This window comes from Rhodococcus sp. TAF43, assembly GCF_052113525.1.
Classification (GTDB): Bacteria; Actinomycetota; Actinomycetes; order Mycobacteriales; family Mycobacteriaceae; genus Prescottella.
The window spans coordinates 20,629-43,216 of the sequence record NZ_JBFRDL010000012.1; the positions used below are offsets into that span (position 1 = coordinate 20,629).

Below are 22,588 nucleotides of genomic sequence, written 5' to 3' on the forward strand. Positions count from 1 at the left end.
TTTCACTCTTCCAGAGCCAGGAGCCTGGTGATGGCTCCGGCAAGCCAATCCTCGTACTGCCCAGGGCTCCAACCGGCGCCGCCGGTCAGGAGCTCGTAGACCTCCACCGTGATCACGGCCCAGAGCCCATCGCTCTCGGTGGAGCTCAAGTCACGGCCCGTCATCAACGCCCCGGCTACCTGCACAGTCATGCGCTGGCGGCGCCGCTCGTCCTCCAGCCTCGACGCGAGTGCCGGCGCCACGGCCGACGCCTCACGCAACGCCCGCATCAGCCCCATGGTGCGTCCATTTATTCCGGTGACCAACGACGCGGCCGCCGCGGCACGTTCCCGGTGTGTCCCATGGGCGAGTGCGGCGAACTCCGGGCGGTCCATCAGGGCCACGGGCTGATCGTCGCCGACCACCGCCACGTCGAGGACCTGGTTCAGCAGTCCCGGCTTGGAACCGAAGTTGGCGTACACCGTCTCGAACGACACACCCGCCGCGCTTGCGATGTCGCGCATCCCGGCGGACCAACCGCGATCACTGAACAGAGCGGTGGCGGCATCGAGAATCCTGCGCCGAGTCTCCTCGGCCTGACGTCGTCGAAGCGTCGAGTCGTACTGTCTAGTCCTCGCGGAGACCGATGCAGCGCGGGGTCCGTCTGCGCTCATGTCCCTATTGTGTAACTCGCTTTCTTTCAATACAAGTGCTATCAAGCCAAATTATCGATCCCCGCCAGTCCACCGCGCCGAGCAGGCCGAGCAGCCGTTCGGATTCCACCGACGTAGTGGTGGGGGACTGGGCATCCGCGGATGCGGCTAGAGCGCCGGGGGTTTGGTTTGTTCTGGGGCTTCATCCCGACCTCGGTGCCCCTGCGACAGAGGTGATTTCGCTTTCATTCGCCGTACATCGGTCCGGGGGCACAGTTGATGACTGCGTTGCATCCGATTGAGGACCACCAGAAGCGCAAGGACGAGGGCATTAGGCGCCGTCCCCTTCTCGATCACCGGACCGTCCGGCAGTGAACCCGCACCGTTTCACCGTCCCGGAGAATCGGCGGGTAGCGGGAAAAACGTCGGGAATCGTGCTCCTTCGGGATGCTCCCGGAACGCGACCCTCAGCCCGGGTACGACGTGGTGCCATCCATGAACCCACGCGAATGACCACTGACCGCTGTCCAACGCAAGGATCGTCATCCTACGAGCTGCCGGGTCCCATGCGCTCGTTGTGTCGAGTAGAGGGCGCAGAGCGACTACGGTGCCTGTTTCTCGACGGGTCACGATGCGTGGCCTGGTGGGCTGAGGGCCGACAATTCTCACCTAGCATCCACTCCATGTGGCGGGCCATTTTCGGTAGGTCGACCCTCACGCTGGCGGCGAGCGAACGCGACGGTAGAAGTACCCGCATAGGTACCTGCATCCGATTCCGCCTCGACGGCTGCTCACGGTCGGCTGTGGCCGTGCCCCGCGACAAGAGCAGGCCGACCGCAGTCGCGCCAGCACACGCCTGGACTCGTACCACGGCAGCGAAGCGCTGCTCACCGAACGCGGTGACAGGTGGTTCGACGCCGGCCGGATACGGCGCGGTTTGGCCATCCCGCACGCCCGTTCGACAGCTCAGTACGGCGCGGACAGGGCGGCTATCGGACGCAGGGCCCGCGAACAGGGCATGCGAACAATCAAGCCCTGTCCCGTACTGTCGCTCGGCCCGCCTCTGGTTGAGTGCGATCGGCCCCGTAATCGCCGAGGGCTGTGGGCGATCGCACTCTCGCAGAACCTAGCGGCGGGCATGGGCCAGGGCGACGAGTCGTCGAGGCTGCAGCGCGTCTTGGTTGCTACCAGATTGTTGAAATCCGTTGTGGGAAAACACTTGAATGTCTCTTGACGACTCAACGGCACTGTCCGGTAACGAGCCTGTATGGGTTCGGAGAAAGCCCCGGCGAGCGCGTCGGTGCCGCCTAGGGTGGCGGGCATGGGTGTGAACCAGAAGACGATCGGGTTCGATGTCGTCGAGCGGCGGGAGGTGCCGCAGCCGGAGATCGACCGCCTTGCGCGTAGTACGTGGCGGTCGCTGACAGCCACGCGGAAGTCGTGTGAGCATCCGCGGTGGGTGAACAGCGGGCCTGTCGCTGATGCGGAGGCGTACGTCGTGCACCGGTACGAGGGGACGGTCGCGGGCTGAGCTGACCGTGACGGTTGGTGCGGTCGACCTGTGGGTAAGCGCGGCGGGGAAATGACCATCGACCCTGGAACGGAGCCTGCTATGCCCGACACATCGACCCTGATCACGCAGTTGCGCACGATTCTCGACCTGACGAACACCGAGATACAGGTGGCGGATACCCGCAGGGCGCAGGCCCGCACGGAGGCCGTGGCCACCGAGCTGGCCCGTAACGCCGACAACGCGCGCGACCGGACGGACGCGATCGAGCGGGCCCTGCGTGAGCTGGGCGGTCTCCCGGATCTGGTCGGGCCGCTCCTCGGACGCGCCGCGTCAGCGGTCAAAACGGTCACCGAACAGGCACAGCCGTTCGACGAAGCACTGCTCGGCGACCTCGCACTCGAACATCAGCTCCTCGACCGGGCCCGGTACCTGAAAGCCCTGGCCACCGCCGAACACGATCCGGGCGTCGTGCAGTTGGCGGAGCGGCTGATCATCGCGCATTCGGCGACCGCGGAGTGGTTGACGACGGTCCTCGCGGAGGAAGCACTCGGCGGCCCCGCCGCCCTGCGCAGGACACCGATGCAGGCCGCTACCGGTGCGGCGGTGCGTTTGGTGAATGCCCCGATGTCGTGGTCGGCGAAGGGATTGGACCGGGCGATGGATGCGGCCCGCTCCACCGGGCCGCGGATCGACCGGCTACTCGGCCGCGGGGCGCACGCCGGTGACGTGGCCGCGAAAACGATCACTGCCAGCAGTAACGCCGCCCTCGAACGCGCCGAACACGTCACCCGCAGCGAGGGCGCCGACACGATCGCCGATGCCCTGCACAGCGTCCGCACCACCACCGGTGCACTCACGCCCGATGAGTTGCCGATCGCGGACTACGACGAGTTGAACGTCTCGGAGGTGGTCGCCGAGGTGAAGGAGCTGACCGAGACGGCCGATGTCCGGGCGATCCTCGCGTACGAGGAGGCGCACAAGAACCGCCACGGCGTCGTCTCGGCACCTCAGACCCGTCTGGCTGATATCGCGCAGGAAGTGACCGGGATACGCTGAACCCCGCCACGTTCCGGCGTCCGCTCAGCTGCCGGAGCGGGAAAGGCATTCGGACAGTAGGGCTTTGCCTTGTTCGCCACCTTTGCGGCTTTCTGCCTGTGCTCTTGTGAAGAAGTCGGCGAGCTCGTTGTCGCCGTTGCGTTCGGCGTCCTGGACGTAGGTCTCCATCCGAAGCGCGTCCCTCAGTGACGCCTCGACGAACCAGATCAGGTTGCAGTCCTTGTCGCGTGTGCCGGTGATCGAGCCGGTGTCCTCGTTCGCCATCAGATAGTCCTCCCTCGTCTCCGGACTGGCGATGGTGCCGGCGGGATACCCAGTAGCGGCGACATCGAACCGACTCGAGGTGTCGCGGACGACGCGGCGTCAGGTGTGCGGTCGCCACAGCCACCGGGTTCCCAGACCGGTAGACGGGCCACGTGGCGGTCGGCTTCGACTACCCGCGATGGTCGACCACGTTTGATCGTGGGCGACCGTCCTGCATCCTCGAGCGTAGGCGCCGATCGCCTTGCGGTGGCCGACTGCACAGAATCCCCCCTCTGTTGCAGTCGGCGTGCACGACGGCGCCATTGTCGCGTCTGCGCGACGGTCGCACCGCCGGAGTGGCCGCGAGACAGGTGGACGATTGCGACGGCCGCGAGGGTCCCGTCGGCGTCAACGAAGGCAGTTCGGTAGGGACCCGTTTGACACGGTCGAGTTCGTTGCGCGAGCTCGCCCTGTAGGTCACCGTCGATCTGTGCACCCTCCGAGGATCGCGGCGAGCACCGCGGCCGCGAGGAGGAAGAACACGACGGGCGAGCTTTACTCGCTGCTGCTCAGGTCTGTCCACGCGAGCGCTTGCGCGATAGTCGCGATCACGTAGAGACCGATCGCCGAGCTCGTGTGGTGGACGACGTTTGGTGCTCCTTGACAGCTGGCCTCGTCGGCGCGCCTGCGCGGCCCCGGTGGATCGAGCGACATAGCCGACAGCGTCAAGCGCACTCCGCGTGGATGGCCGAGAGCATGACGGAGCGCAGGGAGATTGGCGGATCGTCGGTGATGCGGGCGATCCCGGCGAGGCCGACTGCGAGCATGAGCAGTCGGCCCGCGGCTTCCCGGGCCCGAGCCACGTCGAGGTCACGGCGAACGAGGACGGACGCAAGCACGTCCGTCAGTCGGGCGAGCGACTCGACGTAACTGTCCGCGACGGGCTTGCGTAACTGCGCGTGCGCCGCCGCCTCGGCCCATCGGGCCATTGCCTGACCGTCCTTCTCGCCCAGCAGATCTTGAAAGAAGTTCGTCAGCGCCTCGAGCGGTTCGAGACCGCTGACTTCCGCCCCGTAGGCCTCGATCTCCCTCGCGGCATACTGGCGCCACGCCTCGGCGACGAGTTCGTCGGTCGAGGTGAAGTGATGATGAATTTGCCCCGGTGATCCGCCGAGTTCCTCCGCGACCGTGCGCGCTGTCACAGCGCTGAGACCGTCCCTCGCCACGACCGTGGCGGCCGCATCGACGATGGAGCGTCGGCGCTCGGTACGTGCCAGATACGCCATCATTCGCTCCGTCGTGCAGTTCGATCGAGATCCGACACCGACCGTAGGAACGTCACTGTTCGCTCCCGCAGCCCTTGTCGGCGCCGTTCTATGGTCTCCTCGGCCGGGGGGTCGAGTGGTCCGACGATCGGCTTGCTGTGGACATTCACGCTGCAGTCGAGATCAGTGCAGACGTGGAGCCCCAGCGTACTCAGCCGCTGACGCTTGTCCCTGGACGGGCGTGGCGCGGTGAAGAGTGAAACCTCGTTGAACCGCCGAGCGAACCGGCACAGGTCGCACATCACTGCGCGAGAACCGAGGGCGGTTTGGTTCGGGTTCTGCCGAAGGATGACCCCGAAAGCCTCGTCGTCGACGTCGGCGACCAGGTAGACCCGCATCGCAGCCCGCAGGTCTCGCCAACCGAGGTAGTCGATCCGATGCCAGCGCACCTCGTCGAACCACGTCGGTAGGTGCACCTTCTTCTGCGCCGGATCCAGGTTCACGATCGCGGCACGCACTTCTGCCCGTGTCATGGGCCGCATGACAACTCACCTCGCAAAGTTGTATATCGATACAAGTTGTATCAATGTACAAGTTCGCTCTGCGGCGTTCGTTGCGCGGGCGGGGAGGACGCTGGGCGCGCTCGGCCTGGTCACTTCGACGAGCACGCCCCCCGAGGGAAACGTCTGACGCGCGAGAATCCCGTGCGTGTCGCATGTAGGTTTCCCGGTCTTCGAAGCTGATCCTCTTCATGCAGTCGACGTAATCAGTTGTGCTGGTAGCTGCCTGGCTCGGCATATTTGATTGGGTGCGTTACGACTGGAAGAGCTACTGATGGCGGGTGGTCAGGCTTCGTCAGATGACACGGGTCGCCGAAAGATCAGCAGATGGAACTGGCGATACCAGTGGCCTCGAGCGGTACGACGAATGGCCAGTCACCCACCGCTAGATCTAGTCGCCGACCGTGACGGCTATCGCGAAGTCCTGCCGGGCCGTCGGGCCCAGGCTAGCCTGAGTGGATGATCACGCATGTCGCTTCGGCGGTTATCTACGTGGCCGACCAAGACGAGGCGCTCGCCTTCTACCGCGACATTCTCGGGTTCGAGGTCGTCTCCGACGCTGACATGGGAAATGGTGCGCGTTGGGTTGAAGTGCGACCTGCAGGAGCGCAAACCACGATCGTCCTTTCGCCCGCGGACATTTTTGGGCGATCGTCTGGTGACGGGGCCTTCCTGACCTTCGCAAGTGACGATGTCGACGAAACTGCACAGCAGCTGCGTGCACGTGGGGCAACAGTGCCAGACGTGGCCAGGGAGCCCTGGGGTATCTACGCGACCGTCGCCGCTCCAGACGGCCACAAGGTCCAGTTCAATCAGCGCGTTGCCGCGAACGAGTAGAGCCTATTCCACGCTCGAGCAAGGCGTCGACATGATCGCTTGCGCATTCGGCGCAGTTGCTATCCGGGATACGCATGGCGGTCCACTATGTCGTGCACTGGCCGTAGCGCGGTATCACGCTGAAGCGAGCCCAAGCCCGAACTGCTCCGAGCGCTGTGATGGATGAGGGGCCGATCCTCACGATGTGGGATCGGTTCTCCGACCTCGGCGAGCTCGATGGCCATGTACTCGACACGTCGGGCGAAGCGGAAGAAGCGCAGTGCCCAGCGGGTGGCAGAGGCCATTCGCGATGGTCGCTTCCCGACGGTTTGCAGCGTAGCGACTGGACCTGCAAAGGAAGGCGGTGTCTCAGGGACTATCTCGCGAGAGTACACGGCCAGCCTTGCGAGAAGCACTCAGCGGTGCACCATCGATGACTGTCTCCAGCCACAACATCACCTTTCGCGTCGATGGTGATGCGCCTCATAGGGATTCACCTGACGGGACGCTCACCATTTTCGGCGTGATAGCGAGAAGGAGACCGGATCCTATCCGGGTCGTCGCAARGCAGTCCGACCGTAGCCCGGCCCGCATCAGCCCGACCCGGCCTAGGGGACGCTTGCCGTCCTTGTGTGGTCCACGAACCGTCCACAGCAACGGCACGGCCGCTGGGATTTCATCCACGCCGTCTGCTCTGACCGTGAACCGGATCCAGCGCCCGTGACAAATGAGCATGTGGACACTGATGTACTCCGCGAGGTTCCCTGCCCGCGAGACAATGAGCTGATCGCCCGGTCGCTGACGGATCCGGACGCCTTCGCGGGGATCTTCGATCGTCACTTCGGCACGATTCATCGCTATCTCGCTCGTCGGGCGGGCAGCGATGCGGCCGATGATCTCGCCTCGGACGTGTTCGTGGTCGCGTTCGGTCGTCGGGCCGGTTTCGACCTGGCCTACGAACACGCGCTGCCCTGGCTGTACGGAATTGCCGGCAACGTTCTGCACTCGAACCGTCGCCGCCTGGGCCGGGACATCGCCCTGCTCGCCCGCCATCCCAGGCCAGACAGCTCGTTGCCATTCGAGGACCGGGTCGACGCCTCGATCGACGCCCGCCGCGAGGTCCGCGCACTCGAGCGCCGGCTGCGGCGACTCTCGCAGGCAGATCTCGACACGCTGCTGCTCTACGCGTGGGGAGACCTCAGCTATCCCGAGATAGCCGAGGCGCTGCAGATCCCCACCGGAACCGTACGTTCTCGCTTGAACCGGCTCCGCCGCAAACTGCGTGAACCGGAACCCGATGAACTCACAACAACAGGGCGACAGCAGACCGAACCGGGGCAAGGAGATGRACATGGGTGACTTCACGGAAATCCGCAGTCGGCGACCCGAGCCGCAGCCTCCCGGTGACGAGGTCATCCTCCGAGCGAGACGAAACCTGATGCGCACCATAGAAATCGAGAAGTCCACGCAGCGATCGGCGTCCGAAGCCACCGGGTCATCGACGACGGTCGTGACCCTCGGTAGGTTCCGTCGCCGGCCAGGGCGGGTGACGGCGGTGGTCAGCGCCGCCTGTGTCGCCGTCTCGGTGTTCGTCTTCGCCGCAGGATACGACCACATGGGTGTACCCGAACAGAGCCAGGTCGTCACGGTGGGTGCAGCCCGCACGCTGGAGCAAACCGCGGACTTGGTCGCGGCGATGACCGAGCCGATCGAGACCGGACCGATCCGGCACCTGCAGTTCACCAACCTGACCGATGCGGATCACCCGACGTACGACACCTTCGTGCGCCCGGACGGAACCGCACTCGTCGGCAAGGTCGGCGGGGACCTCCACGAAACCTCCGGATACCTGACGAGCGCGCAGCTGGCCGGACTTCCTGCCGACCCCTACCAGCTGCGGACGCAAATGCTGAGTCTGTCGCAGCAGCTCGGACTCGGGTACGTCGACGAAGCCCCTGACCGGGCACTTTATCGGCTGGCGACCAAGCTGCTTCCGGACCCGGCAGTCACGCCCGAGGTCAAGGCCGGGATCTACCGAGTCCTCGCCGGGCTCGACCTCGAGGCGATCCGGGCACGCGACCTCGGTATCGGTACGGATCGGACCGGGCGGCCCGGCTATGTACTCGAGTTCACCTTCGAGGAGGGCTACGTCGACCGGATGGTGATCGACAGTGGGTCCGGAGCGCTGATCAGTGTCGAGACACTGGACCGCGGCGGAAGGTTCTTCGGCGGTCAGGTCAACGTCTTTGCCGAGATGGTCGACCACATGCCGCCGGCGCACCCCTGAGACGTGAGTGCGGTCGTCGATGACAATGTGCACACGCGTCAGCTGAGCTCTCATCCGGCGCCCATCTCCCAAGCCGTCCGCTTGGTCCCCAGACCCACGTCGTTGGCGAGGCGAATCGTGACGTCCTGAGCGTTGGAGGTACGGAGCGAGATCACGTTTGTTCGGACTTCTTGATCGCGAGGCGGGCGGACATGGGGGGAGTGTGACCGTGTTGAATGGAATTCGGACATCTGCTTTCGCGACGTCCGATGCGGGCAGTGAAGGCGCCGGACGCCGACTGACGCACCGGTTTTCAGGATCTGCTAGGCACCCTGCTGTGGGCTCGGAAGGTGTTCCGATAGGCATGGGGAGACACTCCGATTGCCGCGTGYAGGTGCTGTCGCAACGACGCCCCTGTGGCGAAGCCGACCTCCGCGGCGATCCGGTCGACTGGGAGGTCGCTGATCTCCAGGAGGTCGCGGGTGCGCTGCGGGGTCGACCGCCACGGACCCCGGAGCTGGACCAGACCCACCGCTTTCTCAGTCGGCGAAGTTGTCGGTGTAGCCGAGGAAGAGCGTCCGCCTGCGAGTGAGGGCGTCCTCGAGGCGAGTCCATCCGGGCGCGTCAATACTGCCGTAGATGGGCTTCAGCTCCTCGATGAGTTCATTCGCCTTCAGCAGGGACAACGGCGTATCCCGTTCGAATCCAATCCAGGACGCACCGATACCAAGTGGACGATAGCCGTAGGCGTCGGCGAGATGACGAGTGACGGTGTAGTTCTGGAACGTGTCCCAGTCGACGCTGAAGTACCCATTCGGGAAGCCGGCGATTGCCGCCAGACTGTCGCGGACCGGCACGTGGAGAACGTGGATTTCGTCGTCGAGAATGGTGGTCGGGTCGTCGTTGACGGCGGCCATCCGGTCAATCCAGTCGGGAGGGCATTCTCGAGTGCCGTGCAGTTCGTCCCAGCTCGGTATGAGTTCGCTCCTGCCGAGCTGAGCCGCCGCATGAGCGACCTGCCGGAGCTCGAAGCGCCGTTGAGCGCCTGGGTCGTTCAGAAAGTCGAGATCGTCTGTCGCAACTTCGAGTTCGTCGGCCTCGCCGGCGTGCATGCTCGTGTACGAGGCTTGGGCGAGATCGTCGAGCGTGATGAAGATTCGGGAGTCGAGATTTGCGGCTCGTTCTGCAGACACCAGCGTCAGAATGTCATCGACGTCCTGAATGTCGCTTAGTCGTGCGCGCGTCAAGACGCTGGCGCGGGGGTCCTGAGCTCCGTCGGGAATCCGGTCGATCTTCACTGACTCATGCTAGCTCTACGGCCCGTTTGCTACGGCCGCCGCGGCGAGACTGACACAGCCGGGCACTTGGATAGCCCGCAGTGGTTCACGAGGCCTGTCGGAATCAGTACTCTACAAAGCTGTCTGATCTCCTGGCGATGAATGTGACCTCCAATGATACCCACGGGGGTATATATCCGCCAACCGGCAAGGTTGGCAAAGTGGCCAGCTTGGATGACGAATGGCCACCTACGGTTGCCCTTCACAACAGAACAGACGGCGGGCCGGTGTGAATCGTCATCGGAGTTGTCATCCGCAGGTGCGCCGACCTGTGGTGTGACAACTACCGCGACGGCTTTCCCTCGCGATCGTGGTCACGATAGTTGGCAATTGTTCGTGCGAGAGCAACGGCTACACCGCGGTTGGCCAACCGATCTCCGTGATGTCGTCGGTCAGGTCGACGATGCCCGCGGACGGGTTCAGCGCGGCCACAACGTCGCCGGTCAGCGGTTCACCGTCGAAGAGGTGCCGCATCGCCTCAACTTGCTCGGTGCTCGGGGTCAGCTCGTAGTACGTGGCTGCCCAGCTGGCGTGCTCATCTGCGTCGCGGGTCAGCGCTTTTGCCAGGTCAGGAATCCGCAGTTCACCCGCGAGCAACTGCCAGATGCCCGCGTCGCACGTCGCCAACCACGAGATGTGATCCATCGAAAACGCCGGTTCGCCCCAGAAGTCCCCGAGCCCTGTGTTCGCGGGCGTATGGGCGGCCCAGCCGGCGGAAGGCGGCGGCACCGCCGGACTCTGGGGTTCGTAGGACTTGAATCCGATGACATCATCCGAGATCAGGGCAAAATACTCGGCGCCTTGGCCGTCCCGGGCCGAGGCCATCGACTGTCCGGAACCCCATTCCGAGTTGAACGAGTAGTAGCGGTACTCCCACTCCGGGCACAGGATCGCGTCGATGATCGCGAGGGCCTTGGCCCTCTGCGAAAACGCCCGGCCAACCGGAAGAGCTTCGATGGAATTGCGGTCCATGGATCGACTGTAACTGGGGCGACCGAAACCAACCGGAGCCGGCGGGCCCCACAACTCGGGGATCCCTCGGCGTGCTGTCGCGGTGGCAGGCGCCTCGTTGCAGTCGTACCGGACGCGAGACGAGCGTGCGTCGGCGCCGCAAGGAGGGCCGGATATGCAGACCTCTTGCTCCACCCCGTGGAGTGGAAGGTTCTGCAGACTAACGTCCGACAAGTATCGTGCAGGTCTACCGCTGGCTCGTTGGAACCCGTGAAGCAGAGCCACCCGACAGGCCATTGCCTCGGCTGCCCGGGCAATGGCCTGTCGGTGTGCTTCACACTTCACACGATCGTCAGGCACTTACGCCCGGCGACGATGCCTGCCGACGCCAGCTGCTGTCGTACCCGCCGCGGCCGCGACGAGCAGGGCGCTGCCGACAAGCCAACCGGATCCGTGTCCAGCGGTGTCGTTCGAGGGTCCGCCGCCGGCTTCGACGCCGCCCATGGGGGCGACAGCGACCTGCCCTCCGCCTTGCGGGGCGGGTGGCGCTTGCTCGCTGGGGCCGGGTGGGACGCTCGGTCCCGGTGCGCCGGGGCCGGGGACGCCTGGGCCGCCCGATCCGCCGGACCCCGCGAAAAGGCTTCCAAGCCCGACACTTCCGAGTACGCCACTGCCGAGTAGGAGGCTGCCGCTGTTGGAACCGGAGCTTCCGAGCAACGGCAGAATCAAGCTGCCCAGATCCGCACTTCCGTGCTCCCCGAGGCTGGCGCTGCCGGCCTCCGCGCTACCGGCACTGCCCAGACTGCCCTCGCCGCTGCCGGAGCTCTCACTACCGTGGMTACCCGAACTTCCCTCGCCGCTGCCGGAGCTCTCACTACCGTGGCTACCCGAACCGCCCTCACCGTCAGCGTTCGCCAGCGCCGGCGAACCGATCGCAAGCGCGGCAACTGCCGTCGCGGCAACCATGATGCGGGTCTTGATCTTCAGAGTGCGTATGTCTGTAGCTCTGTGCTTTGGCATCGCGATACAACCTCCTCGATTGGCCTGCGCAACAATTCGTAGAGATTCCGCCCAACCGCATGACGACAGAAAGAAGCTGCGGCGCCACCATTTCCTCACCCCAGTCAGAGACCAACTAAACCGGCGGCGCCCCATGCATATAGGCGAAAGCAACGTAACATCTCGATCAGCCGAAGGAAGGTGGAATAGGTTCAGGTGCACAACGCATCCCCGGCTGCGTCTGTACCGGAAGTTCTCATCCTGATAGGTCTTATCTGCACGTCAGCGCGCTATTGATCCCGTTGCGCGATCGGTGATTTCGCGTAGGGTCGATCGTGGTCGCCGGTTCAGATCTACCGTGAAGGTCGGGCGGCAAGTTCGGGGCAACGCCACACTCAATGCGCGGTGGGGTCGTGAGCGGTCCGGGCGGTACTGGAACGGGGATTAGCGGGGGGTGTTCGTCCGGTGCCGCCCCCGCCACGGCAGGTTCTGTCGATGCGTACCCGTCGGCAGGCCCTGCAGCGGCACGGTCCACAAGATCATTTGCCGCCCTCATTCCCGAAAAGCGGCACACGCCGAACAGGAGCAGTTCCTATGGTGAGAGAGCCGCTGGTGGAGCCCTATCGTCGACGGAGGAAGCCACACCGCTTCCGCCAAGCTGTCCGCCGCCGGTGAGACTCAGGTAGATCGGGTTGACGGCACCCTGGTGAATGGCTTGTTCCCGTCCGTCCGCGGTCGCTACGACTGGCATCCAGTCGCAGCGTTCGTTGGCCTGTTTGAGGTCGTCGTTGAGGCCGTCCAGAAGCATCGTGATCATCGAACCCACGATCTCGAGGTGGCTGAACTCCTCGATGGCGAAGTCCATGAACAGGTCGTACATCTGGGGTTCTTGCGCCGCAGGACGAAAGCCTGCGTGAAGTACTGCATCGCAGCCWTGAGTTCGGACGGGGGCGAGGTACCCGCAGAGGCGCCGGGGAATCCTCGGTAGGCACGCACTTCGGTGATCGTGACTCGAACGCAACACGGCATATGAGGTCCGTGACGACCTTCGGTCGGTTTCGGGTGGCAGCCTGCGGGGTATTCGGACAACGCACCGGGTCGCGCGTGCAGGATGGACGGAGGCGTTGTGAGGGTCGGGTTCAAGCTGTTCGCAGAGGCGTACTCACCGATCGAAGTGGTTCGGCAGGCGGTCCGGGCCGAGGAGGCGGGTTTCGACTTCGTCGAGATCAGTGACCACTTCCATCCGTGGCTGCACGATCAGAACCACTCGGGCTTCGCGTGGTCGATTTTGGGATCGATCGCCGCGAAGACGTCGATCCTCGAACTGGCCACCGGTGTGACATGTCCTTTCGTGCGTTACCATCCGGCGATCGTGGCCCAGGCGGCGGCAACGACAGCGTTACTGTCCGACGGCAGGTTCGTGCTGGGTCTGGGAAGCGGGGAACGACTGAACGAACATGTCGTCGCGCGCGGCTGGCCGTCGGCATCGACCCGCTCGGCGATGCTGCGCGAGTCGATCGAGATCATTCGGTTGTTGTGGAGCGGCGGCTACCGCAGCTACCGCGGTCGACATCTCGAGCTCGAGGATGCGCGCGTGTTCGATCTGCCGGAGCGACTTCCACCGATCATCGTGGCGGGTTCCGGCGGACCGGCGGCAAAGATCGCGGCCGAGATGGGCGACGGATTGTTCGCGACGGAGGCCGACCGGGATCTGATCGCCCAATACGAGAAGGCGGGCGGATCAGGGCCGAGGTACGCCGAGGTCTCGTTGTCGTGGGCGCCAACGGAGGAAGCCGCCCTGCAGTCCGCTCACAAGCTGTTTCGGTTCTCGGCCGCGGGGTGGAAGGTTCAGGCCGAGCTGCCGAACCCGGTCAATTTCGAGGCTGCCGCGTCCGTCGTCCGCGAATCCGACATAGCCGAGAGCTTCGGCTATGGGCCCGATCCGGAACCGCACTTGGAGAGGATCCGAGCGTACGCCGACGCCGGCTTCGATCATCTTGCCCTCGTCAACGCGGGGCCTGATGTCGACGGATTCTTCGACTTCTACGTTCGAGAGCTTGCATCGGCTCTGAAATAGGTCACTCGGTTCGAAGGAGAAGAGGAGGTGCCGGTGATGCCCAAGACGACCAGATCTGGGCAGCCGAAGAAGCTGGAGTTGCCGGAAACGCTCCGGCGCTCATCGGCTAAGGCGCAACGTACCTTCGCCAAGGCTCACGATGCTGCAGCGGAGGAGTACGGCGAGGGGGAGCGAGCACACAGGGTTGCGTACGCGGCCCTCAAGCACAGCTTCGAAAAAGTCGGCGACCATTGGGAACCCAAGGCCGAGAAGGGGCCGTTGGACGAGCGAGCCCGCAGCGGGGGCCCGCGAGCGACCGGTCGAAAGGCCGAGGGCGTCGACGCCAATGCGAGCAGACGGCACCTCTACGACATTGCCCGGCGTCTAGGCATTCACGGCAGATCGACGATGCGTAAAGAGGAGTTGGTCCACGCGATCGAGAAGGCGAACCGACGACGAACTGCCGCCGGCGGGGCTGAAAGAGGCACTGCGACCTCTCGCTCGATGCGAGTTAGTGAGTAGTCGGGGCCTGACACGGTGGACGTGGGTGCCTCCCGCGTGCCTGGTGGAGAGGGAAGCAACCGGGGCAGTAGGAACGAGGGGCAAGATCAGGTGAACCTACAACGGAAGAAGATCGTATTCAACGTCGTCGAGCGACGAGGGGCAGACCAGTCGGCAGTCGCACGAGTCAGTGTGCGGCCGACCTGCTGTTGACTGCGCGAAAAACGACGAGCTTCTCGAAATCCTCGTCAGGTCGCAGTAGCCCCCGCTGTCGTAGCAGGGATGCCCGCGCGGTGAGTACCGGGCCGAAGGGTATGTGCTCGGTCGATACGACGTCCGTCGAAAGTCCTTGGCGCCGCAGCTCGGTCCATGTGGCGTCGATATCACTCAGGCCTGACTGCAGGAGCAGGAGGACTCCACCAGGAGAGAGGATGCGGGCGGCCTCGCGGCAGATGCGATCCAGATACGCTCGGCCGTCCCGCCCGGCATCCCAGCAACGAGCCAGGCCGCCGACAGGCAGAACGTCGTCGGCCGCAGGAACATAGGGCGGATTGCTGACGACGAGATCGAAATCGTTCGCGCCGAACGGAATCGTAAGATCGCCATGCACCACGCGTACCCGTACGCCGTTCAACCTGGCGTTGAGCCGAATGTTCAGCAAAGCCCGTCTGTCGACGTCCACCGCGGTCACTTTGCGAGATCCGGCCAACGCAGCCGAAACCGAGAGATATCCCGTACCCGCGCCGATGTCGAGAACGCGGGTACCGGGTTCGAGCGATTCCACGAGCAGCGTGCGTGCGAGGAGATGCGTGTCCGACTGCGGCGGATAGACGCCGGGCAGTCGCCAGAACCTGCGGGGAGTCGGCTTTCGCGGACGAATCGGTTCACCCGTTCCACACAGCGTCGTGTCCGACGTCATCGCATTACTTGTCCTGCTCGGTACGCTGGCGTGCCTCGTTCGCGGACGCCTTGCCGCGCGCCTTTTCTGCCGCGGCCTCCTTTTCTGCCGCTTCGCGCTGCGCGGCGGCCTTGTCCTGCTGTGCTTTACCCTCGCGCACGAGATCGTCCTGACCCGTCACGGCGCCCGCCGCTTCCTTGGCCTTTCCCTTCACCCCCTCGACGGTGCCTTTGACTGCCTCTGCAGGCCCAGACTTGTCCTTGTCCGTCATGACATGATCTCCATTCCGTGGATACGGTCTACGCAGCCAATACCCGGTCGCGTCCGCTGGCAAACATTGTCAGTGACCGACGGCGGGAGCGTTCGCGTCCTCGGCATCCAGCGGATGCGTCACCGCGATCGGCGCCCGACTCCAGGACAATCCGTGCTTTTCCAGCTCGAGCGAGGGGAATGCGAGCGACACCGCGGTGAGAGGATAGAAGGCGCTGAACCGGTCGTAGCGGTACTCGGGATGGAGGTTCACCCGACCGAACGGCACCTCCCGGTGTCGGCCCGGTCGAGAACCAGCACGTCCCATCCTCGGTCGGCGAGGGTGATCGCCCCGACCAGTCCGTTGGGCCCCGCACCGATGACGATCGCGTCCGCTCGCTCGCTCATCCGATCACCCGAGTCTCGGCGCGGTCGAGCCGTCGCGCGAATCGGAAGGAGTCTCCGCGAGCAGCGCCAGCCGCCGGATGCACTCCCGATTGCGGGGCACCGCGGCCAGTTCGACGACGCGCTGTGGAAAGCACGACATGGGAGGCGAGGCGAGATGCTCGCCCATCGCGATCACACGGCCGACCCCGTCGGGACGTACCTGAATCTCGATCCGAGCTCGACCGAAGCCCTTCGCGCGGGCGTTGAGCCTGAGTGCTTTCCCTGGATTGCCTCGAATACCTCGGTGTGGTCGATCAGGAACGGCCACAAACCGACCGAATGATGGATCCGTGCGCCGGGTGCGGGCCATTCGGGGTCCACGGCGCGCATTCCGGACGCCCCGACCACCCAGCCCGGATACCGCCATCCGTCGGCAAGCACCTCCCACACCCTTTGAGGAGAAGCTTTGGTTTCCCAATGGGCCTCGAATCTCATGTCTGTCTCATCGCACCTGCGCCTCCGAAGCGAATGCAACTGACGGTGTATTCCCGAGGCTCCTGGAAGTTAAACGTGGGTCGGCACCGGGGCGCCTTGCGGACTGCCGGGTCTGGGGTTCCAACGGGATGGATGGTTGGGCGCGCCCCGGCCCGGGTCCACGGACTGTGGTCGTCATCGTTGGAAACGCGGGGAATGCTCGAGGGGTTTGTGCGAGATGTGTTCGGAGGGTGGCGTCGTGACCGGCGCGGTTTCGAATCGGCAGCCATCGGGGGCGCCGCTCGTCGCGATTACGACACTGGCCGAACTGGTCGCTCTGACGGCGTCGACCCACGGCATCTTTCTACGCTATTCGAGCGGGCCAGAACGCGATGCTGCCGACTGCCGAAGCCTCGACCTCGAATCGGGGATAGACACGCCGGGCTTGGCTGTGACGCCGCTTTCACCTGAACCGTGGTGGCCCGGGTCTGCCTAGGGATGGAAAGCACGTCGCCTCCACCGCTGTTGCGGTCTTAGTAACACACTCACGGCGCGCAGCAGACTCACGATGAAAAGAGCGCAGAATCGGACTGCTTTCCCTGGTTGCTGACCGGCACCGTCATCGGTCACAGCCTGGATTTGGAACCGCTTGTCACGCGTCTCAGCCCCGCTGTTCCGTTCGCGTCGCCAGGTGTGTAATCCGCACAGACGGAATCGGCAGCCGACCCGCGTGGTGTCCAACAGCGGTAGCTGGACAAGCAGTCGAGGGGAGGGTAATTGCCAACTATGGTGACAGCCTGCAAGAGGATGCTCCCCATGCCGAAGCCGTTCCCCGAGGAACTCCGCCGAGACGTCATCGCGGTCGCCGCCCGCAAGCGCTAGGCCCTCTGCGCCAGATCTCCAAGGACTTTGGAATCACCGAAGGATGCCTGCACCGCTGGCTGAAGATCGCCGATCGAGAGGACGCGATCAGCACCGGCGGGAAGTCCACCAACTCAGACGAGTCCGCAGAGCTTCCACCGGCTACGACTCCTCGCTAAATAGGAGACCTACCTTAGTCCGGGGCCTCGTTCGTGGTCACGGCCGGATGGCTGGTGTCCCGCTGACGGAGATGAGATGGGCGACTGCTTCGACCTGCTTGCCCTCCTCACTGGTAGTGGTCGGCGTCCGGAACGGATGTCTGCTGGTAGAACGTGAGTCGCCACTGGCCGTCGCGACGGGTGTAGACGCTGGACATCAGAGCGTGGAACGCCGGCGCGCCCTCGCCGCGGGAGGCCCGGCCGGTGTAGACCAGGATCGCGGTGTCCTCGCCGACCTCGATGAGGCGGTCCTCGCTGATCTCGTAGTCCCGCCACGGCGGGGCGTCGTCGAGCGAGGCGATCACCGCGTCGCGATCCAGCACGAAGCCGTGCGAGAGAACCATGACCGCATCCGCTGTCATGAGCCGGCCGTAGAAGTCAGCCCCCGTTCCCTGGCACAAAGATGCCCATCCTGCATGCTCCAGCCTCAGAATCTCTGCGCCGTCCATACGTCGACCCTAGCCAGCCCGAACCATGATGTCGTCGGCATTCGCACCGAGTGCCTCCTCACGTGCGGTCGAAGGACGGCTTCCGGCGGACAAGAAACAGTCGGTTCCGCTTGTGCCTCTATGTCATTGCCGTGGGAAGCGACGGCTCTATCAACGACCACTGCTCATCCGTCAAGTATTCGGTGCGCGACACAATGAAGAGTGTCGCCGATCAACCGCCCACATTGGGAGACACTCCCTAGGCCGGCTCTGTCCGTCGGAGGCGGGACCGACCTTTGATCTTCTTGCCGAATCTCGGCAGCGCTAGTACCAGTAGCGGCGGCCTCCGACTGCACGGCCTGTCGCGCCGAGTAGTGCGAGAATTACTCCGATTACCACGACCACGATGCCGATGGTCCAAATAATGGAGATTCCCGTCAGGAATCCGACGAGAAGCAAGATCAGCCCGAGCACAATCACCGCTACGCCTCACCCTCATTCAGATGACCATGGGGCGGCGGACCGTCCCGCGGTCAAACGAGCCCTCTGCTCATCACGGACATTCCCCGTTCGGGTGTTTCCCAAACCTCGCGGCGGCGGGGTTCGGGAGGCCACCGAAGGGGTACTTGCCGAGCGGACGGATGTGCGTCCGCCTGCTCCCAAATCAGATCCTGACGCCCTGGACAACGGGGCAGCCCACCGCCGAATCTAGTGCGAGGAAGCAAGATCGACGGCGATGTCGTCGGCGGCGGGCAAGATGGCCGACCAGACAGCCTGCGGTTCGCGGAGATCGCAGCCTCTCAGAGCCCTGCAGTAGACCGTGATTGTTCCGTCGGCGCCAACTTCGCCCACCGGAAATGGCAGTGTCGGCCATGGTCGCGAGAAGGGCCACTCCCATTCCCAACCCATCACCGACTCTACTTGCAACACAGTCGAATACACACCACCTTCCCGACCTGTCGGTCGCGCGGTCACGAGTTTCAATGCTGCACGTGCCTCATCCTCATTGCCGCCGCAGCATCTCAATCGGGGTCGTCCCGACAAAAGATCCCGGTCGATGTGAAGATGCGGGCGGTGTTGTCCGGGGGAGATGCGCGGCGCCGAGGCCTCCCGCCGGCACGGGGTGTCGGATATGTCGGTGTCGAAGCGGAAGCAGCATTTCCTCGACGCCGGTCGGCAGCTTCTCGAGGCCGACGGTGCGGGCGAATCCTGCCTGCACCATCCCGGGCTTCACACCCTGCCACGTACTTGACGTAAGACAACCTCGCGCGTCAGGAGACGCCGGCCACACGGCATCCTTGGCGTGCCGACACTCATGCCGCGACCCGCGGGGAGATCATGATCGGACACACGGACTCCAAAACATATTCGTCACGTGACTAAATGACACCCGCGACGGCAAAGCGGGAGGAGCAGCCGGGCGAGTGCCACTCGACGCGAGTAGGTGCGAGAACCAGCATCAGCCGATGCGGTAGCGCGCGAAGGGTGAAGCGCGGTAGCAGCGGCGACGGTCGGACGATCCACAGTCCATGAAAGCCCGCAAGCGCTAACCGATCTGATCATTTGCCAACAGCGGTGACGAAAATGCCAACTAGGCGTTCGTGGACGGCTCTGGCCGATCTGCGCTGGCTGGTCCGTGGCATACCGCCCGTCACGTCCAACCCGGTCTAGCGGAACTGCGAGAGATGCCAACTATCTGACGATTTGCCAAGTTCGATGACGATTCACAGCCGGGGCGAACATTCGGCGTTATCGCAGGTCGTCGTTTCACCGATAATCCACATTATGTCAAGTAATCGAGATCGGGCGGTTCCCCGAGGAGACAGGACCGAACACTGCGCCACGGAGCCGGCTGCAGGTCCGACACCCCGCTGCGGCCGCGCGACCCGTGACATCGACGACCGACGCACCCGCCGCGGGCCACATCGACTCAGGTGCGATCAGGCTCGATGTCTCCGTTTCTGCCCGCAGCTCGGACCTGCCATCCGGGCCCCGGCGAGTTCACGGAGTCGATCTCATCGACTCGCGCAGCTGAGACGAACTCCGAGTATCAGATGCCGGTCGACACCGCGTCATGTAGCGTGCCGGGTACGCGGCCGGCATCAGACAAAACGCCGTCGCGTACTGCACTCGACGACGGATGCGGCGCAGGATCCCGAACCGGAACATCGATCGGACCCGGGCCTCCCCGCCGGTCACCGCCCCCACCCACACCACTGTCATGGATAATGGCGAATATCCATGCGCGCGTGCGGGTTTCGCTCGCCTCCCCTGCGTTGTCGTGAATCGCCGCGCTGGTTGGCAACTGGACCACCCCGCCGCCGGACGACCGCCGCTGCCACGTAGCCCACCACGACCGCGGTACAGACGCCCGGGACGTAGTTGCCGAGCCGGTCATAGAGCGTGTCCTCTGTCCGAACGGGCACTTCGACGAGCAGAACGCCGTGCTCGTCGGCGGGCATCGACCCGAGCCGGCGTCCTCGCGCGTCGAATGCGGCCGACTCCCCCGTCAATGCGGCCGCCGCGACCGGGCGGCCACTCTCCGCGGCCCGCAGCGCACCGAACGACGCGAGCTGCGCGGGCGCCCAACTGCCCTGAAAGGTGGCCGTGGAGGATTGGTACACCAGCATGTCCGCCCCCGCCCGCGCCTGCGCGCGGGCCATGTCCGGGAAGGTCTCCTCGAAGGAGATCAGCGGCCCGACCCGGAAACCGCCGGCGTTCATCACGACCAACCTGTCACCGGGCTGCCGGTTCTGCCCCGCCGCGGCGGTGATCCGGTTGAGCCAGCCGAGCTGGTCGCGGAACGGGATGTATTCACCGAACGGGACCAGCCGGATCTTCCGATAGGTATCGCGGATTCCGCTGTGGTCGATCAGGACAGACGCCTTCGAGATCGCGCCGGACTCGCCGACCGGCGCGTCGACGTTGACCAGTAGGTCCGCCCCCGCGGCCGCGGACAACGCGCCCAGCCGAACGAGCAGCGCTTGGTCGGCGGCCGGATTGGTATCGACGCTGCTCTCACCCCACACCACGAGGTCGACCGGCGCGCCGATCCCTCGGGTCAGGTCTTCCTCGAAAGAGAGCAGGTCGCCGTGCACGATCCCCGGCTGCACAAGCGCGACGACCGCGACGTCGGCTGGCGGCTCCGCTGGTCGGCACGCGGACCAGAGTGGACCCGAGGCGACCGCCACCGCCACCGCCACCGCTCCGACGGCCCGGGCTGCCACGCCGCCGACCACGCACAGGGCGACCCCAATGTTCGATGCCACGATCGCGAAGCTGACCAGCCACACCCCGCCGAGCGCGGCGAGCCCGAGCACACCTGGGTGCTGCCACTGGGTGGCACCGAGCAACGACCACGGCCCACCGAGCCACTGCCACGACCGGACCACCTCGACCAGCACCCACCCTGCAGGCACGACGACTGCGGCCGCCACCGCCCCGCGGCCGGTGACCGGCTCCCGCAACGCATCCCACACCAGCACGCCCCACCCGGTCCACAGCAGCGCGAGCACACCCACAGCCAGCGGGAAGAACCAGACAAGGTTCGGCGCCACCCAGTACTGCGTACCCGCGAGGAATCCGACGCCGGCCAGCCAGCCGCGCAGTCCGGCCTCGCGCGCGGTCGCCGCGGCGCGCACCAGCAGCACCACCGGCACCAGCGACACCCACGCGAGCACGCCGAGGTTCGGCTCGGGGAACGCCAACAGCGGCAGCGCCCCCGCGGCCGCCACCCCGGCCCGCGGCACCCACCGCGAACGCGTCGCACCGACTGTCCATCCCGGTACGCGGCTCCCGTGACCGGGTGGTTTCCCGGAGGACGCTCCGCTGGACACGTGTCGATTCTAGAGTTCGGGCCTGACCTGAGCAGGTCCTCCGTTCGATCCGGGCAGAGGTAGTCGATCGAGTTGGCGGAGGTCAACGGGCCTCCCGCAGTGACCACGCACCGTCATACGATGGACGCATCCGATGTCCGGCCGAACGGAGGACGCGTGAGGGACGACGACGCACCTCGACACGATGCGCGGCGGACGAACCGTGCGGGACCACCGTTCCACTCCCCCCGACGATCTCCCGGGTCGATTGCGTGAATCCTGCAGTCGAGCGCACCGACGAATACCGTGACGTGGGTCCGGTCTTCGAGTCGATGGCGTCGCTCGACCGCAGGGACCCGCGCTACCGCGTGCTCCGCGACTCCGTGATCACGCGGTGCCTCCCCCTCGCCGATCACATCGCTCGCAGGTTCGACGGCCGTGGGGAGTTCCACGACGACCTCGTTCAGGTGGCGCGTGTCGGGCTCGTCAATGCGGTCAACCGATATGACTCCCGCGTGGGGTCCGACTTCGTCGCGTTCGCGGTCCCGACCATGATGGGCGAGGTGCGGCGACACTTCCGGGACACCGGGTGGGCCGTGCGGGTGCCCCGCCGGGTCAAGGAACTGCATCTCGAGCTCGGTCGCGCGGTGTCGGTCCTGTCGCAGCGTCTCGGTCGGCCGCCGACGCACCACGAGCTCGCGGCGGAGCTGCGGATCGGTGAGGACGCGGTCGCGGACGGACTGCTGGCCGGCAACGCGTACCAGACCGTGTCGGTGGATGCCGGGACCGTGGGGCGCCGCCACGACCATCCGCTGGCCGAGACCCTCGGTGCCGACGATCGGCGTCTCGAGGCGGTCGAGAATCACGAGACGCTCCGGCCGATACTGGCGGCGTTGCCCGATCGCGAGCGCCGGATCCTGTTGTTGCGGTTCTTCGCGAACCTCACCCAGAGCCGGATCGCCGAAGAGATCGGGGTATCCCAGATGCACGTGTCAAGGCTGCTGGCCCGGTCGCTCGCGACGCTCCGCTGCCAACTCGAGGACCAGATCGAAAGCTGACGCTG

22 protein-coding genes and 3 pseudogenes are annotated in these 22,588 nt (G+C 65.2%); 10 read left to right on the top strand and 15 right to left on the bottom strand.

All coding sequences use genetic code 11. The features are described 5' to 3' along the window. Positions 1 to 2: 2 nt before the first annotated feature. A complete protein-coding gene (locus AB4Z09_RS10670) occupies positions 3 to 653 on the bottom strand; it encodes a TetR/AcrR family transcriptional regulator (RefSeq protein WP_442239689.1) in 651 nt (216 codons plus the stop codon). Between the two features lie 1,300 nt (positions 654 to 1,953). On the opposite strand from AB4Z09_RS10670, the gene AB4Z09_RS10675 reads away from it, so the two are divergent. Further along, positions 1,954 to 2,163 (top strand): hypothetical protein, encoded by a 210-nt coding sequence (locus AB4Z09_RS10675; protein ID WP_174910373.1) that lies wholly within the window; start codon positions 1,954 to 1,956, stop codon positions 2,161 to 2,163. 81 nt (positions 2,164 to 2,244) lie between these two features. Continuing rightward, on the top strand, positions 2,245 to 3,201 hold the full coding sequence (locus AB4Z09_RS10680; protein WP_442239690.1) for a ferritin-like domain-containing protein: 957 nt from the start codon (positions 2,245 to 2,247) through the stop codon (positions 3,199 to 3,201). Positions 3,202 to 3,225: 24 nt separating this feature from the next. Here the strand turns inward: AB4Z09_RS10680 and AB4Z09_RS10685 are convergent, their stop codons facing one another. From AB4Z09_RS10685 to AB4Z09_RS10695, 3 genes are all read right to left on the bottom strand, one after another. Next, the gene (locus AB4Z09_RS10685; RefSeq protein ID WP_174910377.1) at positions 3,226 to 3,465 is read right to left on the bottom strand and encodes a hypothetical protein; all 240 of its coding nucleotides are present in this window, start codon (positions 3,463 to 3,465) and stop codon (positions 3,226 to 3,228) included. A gap of 704 nt (positions 3,466 to 4,169) precedes the next feature. Further along, positions 4,170 to 4,730, bottom strand: coding sequence for a TetR family transcriptional regulator (locus AB4Z09_RS10690; protein ID WP_442239691.1), 561 nt, complete (start codon positions 4,728 to 4,730; stop codon positions 4,170 to 4,172). After that, positions 4,730 to 5,242 (bottom strand): FBP domain-containing protein, encoded by a 513-nt coding sequence (locus tag AB4Z09_RS10695; RefSeq protein WP_442239692.1) that lies wholly within the window; start codon positions 5,240 to 5,242, stop codon positions 4,730 to 4,732. The genes AB4Z09_RS10690 and AB4Z09_RS10695 overlap by 1 nt, the downstream gene beginning before the upstream one ends. A gap of 486 nt (positions 5,243 to 5,728) precedes the next feature. Here AB4Z09_RS10695 and AB4Z09_RS10700 point away from each other — a divergent pair, with 486 nt between their 5' ends. The 3 genes from AB4Z09_RS10700 (at position 5,729) to AB4Z09_RS10710 (ending at position 8,372) form a co-directional block, all read left to right on the top strand. Continuing rightward, positions 5,729 to 6,106, top strand: coding sequence for a VOC family protein (locus tag AB4Z09_RS10700; RefSeq protein ID WP_442239693.1), 378 nt, complete (start codon positions 5,729 to 5,731; stop codon positions 6,104 to 6,106). Between the two features lie 714 nt (positions 6,107 to 6,820). After that, on the top strand, positions 6,821 to 7,444 hold the full coding sequence (locus AB4Z09_RS10705; protein WP_442239694.1) for an RNA polymerase sigma factor: 624 nt from the start codon (positions 6,821 to 6,823) through the stop codon (positions 7,442 to 7,444). Then, entirely contained in the window at positions 7,437 to 8,372 is a 936-nt protein-coding gene (locus AB4Z09_RS10710) for a hypothetical protein (RefSeq protein WP_442239695.1), read from the top strand. Before AB4Z09_RS10705 ends, AB4Z09_RS10710 begins: the two co-directional genes overlap by 8 nt. Before the next feature lie 518 nt (positions 8,373 to 8,890). Here the strand turns inward: AB4Z09_RS10710 and AB4Z09_RS10715 are convergent. The 3 genes and pseudogenes from AB4Z09_RS10715 to AB4Z09_RS10725 all read right to left on the bottom strand — a co-directional run. Then, positions 8,891 to 9,649 (bottom strand): hypothetical protein, encoded by a 759-nt coding sequence (locus tag AB4Z09_RS10715; protein WP_442239696.1) that lies wholly within the window; start codon positions 9,647 to 9,649, stop codon positions 8,891 to 8,893. A gap of 390 nt (positions 9,650 to 10,039) precedes the next feature. Then, positions 10,040 to 10,660 carry a hypothetical protein gene (locus tag AB4Z09_RS10720; RefSeq protein ID WP_174910383.1) on the bottom strand — a complete coding sequence of 207 codons (621 nt, stop codon included), beginning with the start codon at positions 10,658 to 10,660 and terminating at the stop codon, positions 10,040 to 10,042. Between the two features lie 1,639 nt (positions 10,661 to 12,299). Then, positions 12,300 to 12,580: pseudogene (locus AB4Z09_RS10725) on the bottom strand (manganese catalase family protein); the annotation flags it as partial. Positions 12,581 to 12,764: 184 nt separating this feature from the next. Between AB4Z09_RS10725 and AB4Z09_RS10730 the strand changes: the two are divergent. Next, positions 12,765 to 13,715, top strand: a complete 951-nt coding sequence (locus AB4Z09_RS10730; RefSeq protein WP_442239697.1) for a TIGR03557 family F420-dependent LLM class oxidoreductase — start codon at positions 12,765 to 12,767, stop codon at positions 13,713 to 13,715. 36 nt (positions 13,716 to 13,751) lie between these two features. Continuing rightward, positions 13,752 to 14,216, top strand: coding sequence for a ChaB family protein (locus AB4Z09_RS10735; protein ID WP_174910385.1), 465 nt, complete (start codon positions 13,752 to 13,754; stop codon positions 14,214 to 14,216). Between the two features lie 166 nt (positions 14,217 to 14,382). Here the strand turns inward: AB4Z09_RS10735 and AB4Z09_RS10740 are convergent, their stop codons facing one another. The 5 genes and pseudogenes from AB4Z09_RS10740 to AB4Z09_RS10760 form a co-directional block, all read right to left on the bottom strand. Beyond that, the gene (locus AB4Z09_RS10740; RefSeq protein ID WP_442239698.1) at positions 14,383 to 15,114 is read right to left on the bottom strand and encodes a HemK2/MTQ2 family protein methyltransferase; all 732 of its coding nucleotides are present in this window, start codon (positions 15,112 to 15,114) and stop codon (positions 14,383 to 14,385) included. A 4-nt stretch (positions 15,115 to 15,118) separates the two neighbouring features. Continuing rightward, on the bottom strand, positions 15,119 to 15,364 hold the full coding sequence (gene mbp1, locus AB4Z09_RS10745) for a microaggregate-binding protein 1 (RefSeq protein ID WP_114723563.1): 246 nt from the start codon (positions 15,362 to 15,364) through the stop codon (positions 15,119 to 15,121). A 69-nt stretch (positions 15,365 to 15,433) separates the two neighbouring features. After that, complete coding sequence (locus AB4Z09_RS10750) at positions 15,434 to 15,616, bottom strand: hypothetical protein (RefSeq protein WP_442239699.1); 183 nt, start codon at positions 15,614 to 15,616, stop codon at positions 15,434 to 15,436. Then, complete coding sequence (locus AB4Z09_RS10755) at positions 15,613 to 15,750, bottom strand: NAD(P)-binding protein (protein WP_442239700.1); 138 nt, start codon at positions 15,748 to 15,750, stop codon at positions 15,613 to 15,615. Before AB4Z09_RS10755 ends, AB4Z09_RS10750 begins: the two co-directional genes overlap by 4 nt. A 4-nt stretch (positions 15,751 to 15,754) precedes the next feature. Then, positions 15,755 to 16,224, bottom strand: a pseudogene (locus tag AB4Z09_RS10760) (SRPBCC family protein). A 217-nt stretch (positions 16,225 to 16,441) separates the two neighbouring features. On the opposite strand from AB4Z09_RS10760, the gene AB4Z09_RS10765 reads away from it, so the two are divergent. Both AB4Z09_RS10765 and AB4Z09_RS10770 read left to right on the top strand, forming a co-directional pair. Continuing rightward, complete coding sequence (locus AB4Z09_RS10765; protein WP_442239701.1) at positions 16,442 to 16,699, top strand: DUF6098 family protein; 258 nt, start codon at positions 16,442 to 16,444, stop codon at positions 16,697 to 16,699. 320 nt (positions 16,700 to 17,019) lie between these two features. After that, a pseudogene (locus AB4Z09_RS10770) lies at positions 17,020 to 17,213 on the top strand (transposase); the annotation flags it as partial. A gap of 137 nt (positions 17,214 to 17,350) precedes the next feature. Here the strand turns inward: AB4Z09_RS10770 and AB4Z09_RS10775 are convergent. From AB4Z09_RS10775 to lnt, 3 genes are all read right to left on the bottom strand, one after another. Next, positions 17,351 to 17,731, bottom strand: coding sequence for a nuclear transport factor 2 family protein (locus AB4Z09_RS10775; RefSeq protein WP_442239702.1), 381 nt, complete (start codon positions 17,729 to 17,731; stop codon positions 17,351 to 17,353). A 303-nt stretch (positions 17,732 to 18,034) separates the two neighbouring features. Continuing rightward, positions 18,035 to 18,190 carry a DUF6131 family protein gene (locus AB4Z09_RS10780; protein WP_220181949.1) on the bottom strand — a complete coding sequence of 52 codons (156 nt, stop codon included), beginning with the start codon at positions 18,188 to 18,190 and terminating at the stop codon, positions 18,035 to 18,037. A gap of 1,739 nt (positions 18,191 to 19,929) precedes the next feature. After that, the gene (lnt, locus tag AB4Z09_RS10785; RefSeq protein WP_442239703.1) at positions 19,930 to 21,546 is read right to left on the bottom strand and encodes an apolipoprotein N-acyltransferase; all 1,617 of its coding nucleotides are present in this window, start codon (positions 21,544 to 21,546) and stop codon (positions 19,930 to 19,932) included. Between the two features lie 251 nt (positions 21,547 to 21,797). Here lnt and AB4Z09_RS10790 point away from each other — a divergent pair, with 251 nt between their 5' ends. Further along, positions 21,798 to 22,583, top strand: coding sequence for a SigB/SigF/SigG family RNA polymerase sigma factor (locus tag AB4Z09_RS10790; protein WP_302675453.1), 786 nt, complete (start codon positions 21,798 to 21,800; stop codon positions 22,581 to 22,583). Positions 22,584 to 22,588 lie beyond the last annotated feature (5 nt).